This window comes from Streptomyces flavidovirens DSM 40150, assembly GCF_000429085.1.
Classification (GTDB): Bacteria; Actinomycetota; Actinomycetes; order Streptomycetales; family Streptomycetaceae; genus Streptomyces; species Streptomyces flavidovirens.
This window is the reverse complement of record NZ_AUBE01000047.1, coordinates 1-7909: the sequence shown is the minus strand read 5'-3', so window position 1 is coordinate 7909 and position 7909 is coordinate 1. Positions and strand designations below refer to the sequence as shown.

Below are 7909 nucleotides of genomic sequence, written 5' to 3'. Positions count from 1 at the left end.
CGGGGACACGGGGACACCGACGCGGCCCATCACCGAAAGCCTTCAGCTCCGGGCCGCGCCCTCACGCCTCCGATGACGTGTCGGCAGTGGGAGGAGTGACGGGCTGGGGGCAGGCAGTTGCGGGTTCACCGTCGGAGGGCTAGGGCGGCATGGTATGCGTTAGGGCTGGGCGGGCCGACTGGTGCGGTGTGCTGGCTGCTTGCCCGTAGTCAGGGCGATGCGGCCTGACGCAGTGCGGACACCTTGGGTTGTCCGCGGTGGGGCGGGCCGGAGTGGGGTGGTGGATGCCCTGCTGCCGATGGTGACGAGAGGCGCGGGTTTTGACTGTGGGAGCAGGATTATTGGCTTTAGCGGCCGCTGTGATCGGAGGCGCTGTTTCGCTCGTCGCGGTCTTCATCACGCAGTGCTCGGCGGAGCGTGTTCACGAGCGTGAGCAGGCACGGATCGAGCGCCATCGGCAGGAGGACCTGGCACAGGCGCGGGAGAGCCGTCTGCTTGGGGAACGGCAAGCCGCCTATGTGCGGTTCGGCGCGGCAGCCCGAACAGCTCGGGACGCATTGGCGGCCTGCATGCACGACCTGCGGCGTGAAGGCAGGCTGGAAGCCACGCGCCGCGAGGAACTGGAAGAACGCTGGCACGCCTACGTGGCTCAGCACGCGGAAGCTCACATAATCGCCTCCGATCCCGTTCTCGGCGCGATCGGTGGGGTCAACGGCTCTCTGCGGAAGATCTACGGCTTCGTCAAGCGTCTGGATACTGGCCCAACGGCGCCAGGAGACAGCCTGGAAGTCTTGGAGGAACGGGTCGACAGGCTCTGGGACCACTTGGTCGATTTGCGCGAGGCGATGCGTCAAGACCTTGGCTTAACGGCGTTGGGCGGGGGCTTGATCGCGCCTACGGGATAGACCGGCGAAGCACGGACCCGGTGTCCTGGCCCTCACCCGGCGCGTGGCTCTTCACTGGGTGCCTGGTCCCCGTTCCGCCGCCGCAGCGTCTCGCCGGGGCTGAGAACGTGCCGGCCCTCATCCACCCCGACGCCCGGTCGGATGGAGAGCCTCGTGCTGCGGGCGCGGTTGAGGGCAGTGTGTACGTGACTTGACGGGGGAGTGCTGGTGCCGCGATACCTCGATCCTGCTATGGCCAAATCGGCGATGATCGACAAGGGAGTATGGCCTGTCTCCTTGTGGCCAGGCAGCGGCAAGCAGTGGCTTAGCGTCTGCATGGAGTGCGGGGAATTCGTCAGACCGATCTACAGAAACGTCATGCGTCCTGGGAGAGGCGGCTGCAAGCCGTGCGGCAGGAAGAACTCGGCGGCTACGAGGCGGACGCCGCACGACGAGGCCGTGAAGGTGATGCGCGCAGCAGGCGTCGAGCCACTGGAACCGTTCCCCGGTGTGGACACACCCTGGCGTTGCAAATGCCTGAACGCATTGTGTCCAGGGCTATGGATGGGAGATCTCGCTGACATCCGGCCGCGCCTGACCGATGCACGCAGCAGCATCTCTGCCTGCAAGTACTGCGCGCGTGTTGCCGTCCGCCCGGAGCGCGCCGCCCAGCAGATGACCGAGCGCGGGGTGAAACCGCTGGCGCAGTACGAAAGCGCTTGGAAGCCGTGGCAGTGCGAGTGCCTGAAATGCGGAGCGGACGACATCACACCGGCTTACGCGAACGTGGTCCTCAGTGGTCAAGGCGGATGCAAACACTGTGGGGGGCGGGCCAAGGTACCTGAGCGGCAAGCTGTCGCCGAGCTGCTCGCGGCTGGCGCTCAGCCTCTGAGGACCTACCCTGGCGTGAATGAGCGATGGCAGTCACTCTGCCTAGCGCGGGACTGCCCGGGGCCGACGGACAGAATCATCTATCCCCGTCTTACCTGGATTCGTCGTGGCGCGCAAGCATGCAAGTGGTGCGCAGGCGTGGTGATCGACCCGAAGACCGCACACGACATCATGGTGAGCCAAGCGGGTTTGCTTCCCCAGGTTCCCTATCCAGGAGTGCGTGAGCGGTGGGAGTGTCGGTGTCAGAACTGCCAGAGCACCGTCTACCCCACTCTCGGCAGTGTTTCCAGCCGCGGCACCGGCTGCTCGGAGTGTGCGGAGTACGGGTTCCAGCGCAGCAAGGCCGCTCTGCTCTACCTCGTCACGCACGAGGGGCTCCAAGTGGCCAAAGTCGGTATCTGCAACCTGAACACCGGCCGGATCGAGAAGCATGAACGCCGGGGCTGGAAGCGATACGGCGTGCTCGCCTGCAGGACAGGGCGTGACGCTGAACTACTGGAGAAACAAGCCTTGGCCGAGTGGCGATCTCAAGGGTGGCGCCCGGTTCTCGACGACGGGCAGCCCTACGACGGCTGGACCGAAACGGCCTCCCTGTCTTCCGCGTCAGCAGACGAGTTGTGGCAGGGCATCCTCGACCTCAAGAGGCTGACCGAGACCGAACCGCTGTTGCGCACGCGCAGCTCCCATGAGGCTGACGAGCCGTAGACCGTAGCGGGGAGCCTGTTCTCGGATCAGCGCCGGACTTCTTTTGTCCGGCGCTGATCCGCGTCTGCCTGGGTCAGTGGGCTGGTGCCGGGGCGGGTGGGATGAGCTGGTTCAGGAAGCGCTGGGTATTGATGTCGGTGGTGTGATGTGGGTGGTGTGGGTGCCGCGGGAGGAGGCTGGAATGCAGGGCGACGAGGCGGGTGAGCGGGCAACGGTACGAGGCCTTCGAGAACGACCTTGCCCGGTACGCCATCTCTGTGCTGCGTGCCTGGATGTACTCCGGCTACATCTTCATGAGGCCGCAAGCCGGGGCTACGGCCTCAAGCCGCACGAGCTCGACCTCGAGCGCCTGGCCTCCGACACCGACCTGCGCGACGAGCTGGCGACCATGACGGTGGCTCTCGCACTGCCGCGCTTCCGCCAGCGGACCTTCGTCGAAGGCGACACCGATCGCCGGAACAGGCCGCACCGAGCCGTGATCGGGCTGAGGAATTACGCCGTCGTCCACACCTCGGGAGGTACGCCCGTCGCGTACCAACCGGAGGCCGATCCACAGACGCGGTGATCGTTGCGGTTGGTGAGCGCGGTGTCCGCGGGGCTACGGGCGCCGGGCGGAGAGCTGATCTACCGTCCCTGATCATGAAATCCGCCAGATGAGCTAGTGCGCCCACCACTCGCTGGTGACGGAGAACGGCACCTTCAGCTTGCCCCTGGACACTGCGGGTTCGAGCTAGGAGGTCACCATGTTGGCGGCCGAGCACACCTCCGGTTCGACGTCGGGCATCCCGGATGCGCGCAGCAATGGCATCAGCTTCTCGATGAACCGTGGGAATGTCTGCGCGGATTCCGAGGCGTCAGTCTCGAGCCACCCGGTCGTGGTGGGCCAGCGACGTGCGATCCGCAGTAGAGCGATCATGCACCCATGCGCAGTGGCCTTGACGCTGTCCTCCTGACTGTCAGTCCCCCTCATTACGCTTCGATCAGGCAAACGAAGGACGGGGGCAAAGTGGTCGACAAGAAGATCGACAACCGGGCGATCGAACGGCACGTGAAGGAGATCAACAAGGCCTACGAGCGCGCCGCGCGGAAGTACCCGGTTACGGTGCCTGTCCAGGGCAAGGGATTCACCGTTTCCTCCGGCATCGTGGGGACGGGGATTGAGCAGGACCCCGATCTGGTCCGACTCCTGATCTGGCTGGGCGAGCTTGCCCCAAGGCAGTACGCGGAGCTGACCCACTTCATCGAGCAGACGGGCACGTCACAGGAAGACGTCGAGGTTCTGGCGCATGCGCTGGAGCGGGACGGACTGGTCGACTCGCTGGGCTCGTTCGACGGCGACGCCTACAAGGTGTCCGCCGACGGGCGAGTGGAGCTGCGACGACTTACTCAGCTGTGCAACGACCCCGCCGCCCGACATCGCTACGCCACAGACGCCGTCTTGCGCTGGCTCTACACCACCGCCCACGACCAGCGTCCCGTCGCCTCTGCGGGCTTCCTCTCCACAGCCGAATCCCGCTTCGCCGGAAGCGAGCTGTCCGGCACAGAGTTGCACTACGCTCTGGCGCGCCTGACCCACTCCGGGCTCGTCAACGAAGTGGACACCGATCCCATGACCGTCGCCATCACCATCGACGGCATCGACTGCGTCCTGTCTGGAGCAACCGTGAGCGATTACCTGAACCGGACCCGCCCCGGGGACTACTACAGCATCAGCGGCAACACCAACGTCGTCGCCGGATCCCAGCGCAGCGTGGTGCAGAACAATCACAACAACGCGTTCGACCCCGGCGCGTTGCGCGAGTTCGCGGCGATGGTTCAGCAGTTCGCCCCGACCCTGGGCATGGCACCTGAACAGCAGGCGGAGCTCATTGAAGATGCCGAGATCCTCAGCGAAGAGGCCAGCGGTGAGACCGCAGAACCAGGTCGTGTCCGTTCCACCTACGAACGAATCCAGCGCCGGCTCGGAGAAATCACCACGGCGTCAGCAGGTCTGGGAGCCCTGATCCAGCAAGGTCAACAGGCATACAGCACCGTCTTCGGGGCCTAACCGTAGTGGCGACAGCACGGGGGCGGCCGCCAGGACTTCGGCGCCCCGGTGAATCCTCATGCTGCTCAGTGGTGCCCGAGATCGGCCAGCTGCTGGAGTTTGTCGGCGCTCAGCTTTCCGCGCCTGGCTCTTGGACACACTGACCACATCGGCGCTGTGGCGGCCCTGGACGCAGCTGCCCTTGTCGGGGGCACCGTCATCACCGTGCGGGTCAACATCATCCGACTCTAGACACCGTCTGGAGGCCGGAGGTATGCCGCCTTCAGCCCACCACTGCGAGCTCGCGCATCTACTTCCGTTCGGCGAATCGGGACACACGACCACGAGACGAAGGTGCAGCCCGCCGGATAATCGGCGGACGCCCGTTCTGCGCTCATGGCTACGCCGCCCACTCCAACCCGAGTGCTGCGAGTGCTGCGAGTCTGTCGGGGGTGAGCTTCTTCCTGCGGGTCTTCTGGTTCATGATCCACACGCCGAGTCGGACCTCTATGCCGTCCTCCAGCCGTTCTACATGGGCCCTGGGGACCGCCACAGAGCCCTCGCGGGCCTTGTACTGCGCCAGGGCCGCAACACCCCGCTCGAAGGCGCTCACGGGCGTCGTGGGCGGCCCGCCGGGAACGTCCAGCTCCGTCGGGGCCGGAGGCGTGATGCCGAGTTGCTTCAGGCGCTCGCGCTGCCCGTCCGTCAGGGCTTCCCAGACCTTCGGCGTCCGCTGCCGGGCCAGCCATTTCCCGATGTCCATGCCGTGGACCGTGAACCCCGGCAGGACCTCCGCCTGGCCCTCTTCGTCGGCCACCAGCTCGCGTAGCGCGGCGTAGTGCCGCTGCCAGTCCGCCGGCCACGACGGGTTCCAGTGCTCGTCTATGGTCTCCAGCGCGGCCTTCCACTCGGGGTGGCCGTCCAGCGCACCAGGGCGGCGCAGGTTGGACAGCCACTGCCCCACCGGCCGGTCCAGCATCGTCGCGGACCGGGGCGCGCACAGCGTCCAGTGCTGGTCGTAGTAGGCCTTCGCGGCTTCGAGGTTCTCCTGGAAGCGCTCATCGACCAGCGACCAGACCATGCCGAGTTGTTCGAGTCGCCTCGCGCGCTGGCCGGCCATCTGCCCGGCCTCGTACGCCCTTCGCTGTTCTGCCACCCACTGACCAAGCGGTGTCGCACCCTCCCGGTGTCCGTAGGGCACTCGGGCGTGGCCCTCACGCTCCGTGTACTGCTTGAGCTTCGCCCAGCCGCGTGCCCAGTCCTGGCGTTCGGTGTCGATCACGTTAAAGCTGACCCAGTCCGCGACCATCACCGGGTCACGCGGAGCGGCAAAACGGAGCAGCAACCGTGATTCTTCCTCGCCCTCGTCTGGCGCGACACCGATGTTCACGGACGGCTGCGCCACGTTCTTCTGAGGCTCCTGTGGAATCGCCAGCAGCTCCACGGCCTCTTCATCGTGAGCCCGCAGGCCCTCAAGCACTTTTACCAAGGGCCGGTACGACCCGGAGGTGAACATGTCCTCCGGCTTTTCTCCGGACTGGAGAAATACCGGCACGATCAGAGAAGCGAGCTTGCCCTGCCCGGGCTTTTGCCGCAAGGCACGCCCGATGGCCTGGACGATGTCGTGCGGCGCCCCCTTGGGATCAAGTAGGGCAACCGAATCCACGCTTCGAATATCGACACCCTCGCCCAGAACGCGACAGTTCGAGAGCACAGCCCGCTGCGCCATGGACCCGAACGAGCCGAGGACTTCCCGCCGGCGTTCGGGGACGTGCTCGCCGCACAGCCAGTTGGCCCACATCTTCGACGGGTACTTCTCCGGCTCGTTGGCGTGCAGCTTCGCCGCTACACGCTCCAGGCCCTCCGCGTACGCCTGCGCCTCTATCGTCCGGTGGTGGAAGGTGATGCACGTCTGCAGCCCGTGCTGTGCCATCGTGTGCAGGAGCGCGGCCTGCAGCGCCCCGAGCCGCTGCCCGCGGACCTCTTCGGCGTACCGGTCCTCGCCATAGATTCGCTCGGGAGTGAGGACCGGGTCCTGGAGCTCCAGGACGATGATCTGGTACCGCGCAAGCAACCCGCGCGACACGGCAGAGGCGAGCGAGAGCTTGTAGAGGACGGGCCCGAAAACCTTCTCGTCGTCCATGGAAGCCGCCATCTCCCGCGGCAGCGGGTCGCGCGCCCCCTCGGAGACTTCCCGGTTGAGGCGTTCCTCCCAGATCCGCGGCGTGGCCGTCAGGTACAGCCGACGGTGGGCCGGGATGACGGTCTGGTCATGGATGTCCGCCCACGCCTTACCCATCGAGCCCGAAGTCCTGTGGGCCTCATCAACGACCGCGAGGTCTACTGGATCAAGCTTCTGGCCGTACACGCCCTCGAACGCCTCCGCCAGGACACCCAGGCTGGCGTACGTCGCGTAGATGGTGACTGGTCCCGTGCCGTGCCACAGCGCCAGCTGCACGGGGTTCGTGGTGGAGCGCACTTTGAGGCTCCACAGCTCCGGGTCGTCCTGGAGCGAGCAGACCGCAACCGCCGACCCCTTGTGGCCCGCGTCATGCCACGCCTTCACCGTCTGGGTCAGCAAGTCCAGCGTCGGCACCAAGACCAGAATGCGGCCCTTGGACACAATGCGGTTTGCCGACGCGGCAGCAATGATAGTCTTTCCCGTCCCGCACGCGGCGTGCACCTGCCCGCGCAGACCATTCGCGGGAATTCCGCCGGGCGGAATATCCAGGCCACGCACGATGGCGCTCACGGCCTCGATCTGATGGTCACGCAGTTTCAAGACCATTCCCGTGTTCTCCTTTTCGAGGAATGTGACGCGCAATCAGAAAGGAATTTCCAGAGCGGTGAAGGGCGTGGAGCGGTGGTGCTGTCTGGCTCCAGACTCTACACAGTGCATCACCATGATGCATCTCTCTTACAGCATGTTCGTCCGTCACGGTGATGCATCGACAGTTCAGACCCTATGGGAGCCGGTTGGGATGTGTACTGGTGGGGCGTTTTTGGTTGTCCGTACGGGGCCACTTGAGGCGTACGGGGCCACTTGAGGTGGGGGAGGGCTCGGGTGGAGCGCAGCCGGAGCCCCGTCTCTCCGGTGGGGGTCGGCACCCGTCAGGCCAGATGGTCCGTCAACTACGCGGCAGGAGTGGTGGTTGCAAATCCCAGTCCTCGCACAGTGACGCACGTGATGTACCCACCCCATCCCCGCAGCCAGCCGTTCCGGCGAAGCCGGAACCAGGCATGGGAGCGAAGCGGACATGCCCGCTTTTGGGAATTTAAGCGAAGCGTAATTCTCAATTCCCTTGCGAAGCAAGGGAATTGAGGCGCGAAGCGCCTTTCAAGAATTGCGAAGCAATTCTTTTCGCTTGCACAGCGCGCAGCGCTGTGTTACCCGCTCCGCGGG

At 65.6% G+C, this 7909-nt stretch carries 6 protein-coding genes; 5 read left to right on the top strand and 1 reads right to left on the bottom strand.

Annotation, left to right across the window (positions count from 1 at the left end; genetic code table 11):
- Positions 1-320 precede the first annotated feature (320 nt).
- The 5 genes from G412_RS36845 (at position 321) to G412_RS0130660 (ending at position 4527) form a co-directional block, all read left to right on the top strand.
- The gene (locus G412_RS36845; RefSeq protein ID WP_157839218.1) at positions 321-905 is read left to right on the top strand and encodes a hypothetical protein; all 585 of its coding nucleotides are present in this window, start codon (positions 321-323) and stop codon (positions 903-905) included.
- Positions 906-1913: 1008 nt separating this feature from the next.
- Positions 1914-2480, top strand: coding sequence for a hypothetical protein (locus G412_RS0130675; protein WP_028815370.1), 567 nt, complete (start codon positions 1914-1916; stop codon positions 2478-2480).
- 181 nt (positions 2481-2661) lie between these two features.
- Positions 2662-3045 (top strand): hypothetical protein, encoded by a 384-nt coding sequence (locus G412_RS0130670; RefSeq protein ID WP_028815369.1) that lies wholly within the window; start codon positions 2662-2664, stop codon positions 3043-3045.
- A 178-nt stretch (positions 3046-3223) separates the two neighbouring features.
- Complete coding sequence (locus tag G412_RS39990; RefSeq protein ID WP_157839217.1) at positions 3224-3433, top strand: hypothetical protein; 210 nt, start codon at positions 3224-3226, stop codon at positions 3431-3433.
- A 53-nt stretch (positions 3434-3486) separates the two neighbouring features.
- The gene (locus G412_RS0130660) at positions 3487-4527 is read left to right on the top strand and encodes a hypothetical protein (RefSeq protein ID WP_028815368.1); all 1041 of its coding nucleotides are present in this window, start codon (positions 3487-3489) and stop codon (positions 4525-4527) included.
- A 379-nt stretch (positions 4528-4906) separates the two neighbouring features.
- On the opposite strand, the gene G412_RS0130655 is transcribed toward G412_RS0130660, so the two are convergent.
- Entirely contained in the window at positions 4907-7294 is a 2388-nt protein-coding gene (locus G412_RS0130655) for a DEAD/DEAH box helicase (protein WP_028815367.1), read from the bottom strand.
- Positions 7295-7909 lie beyond the last annotated feature (615 nt).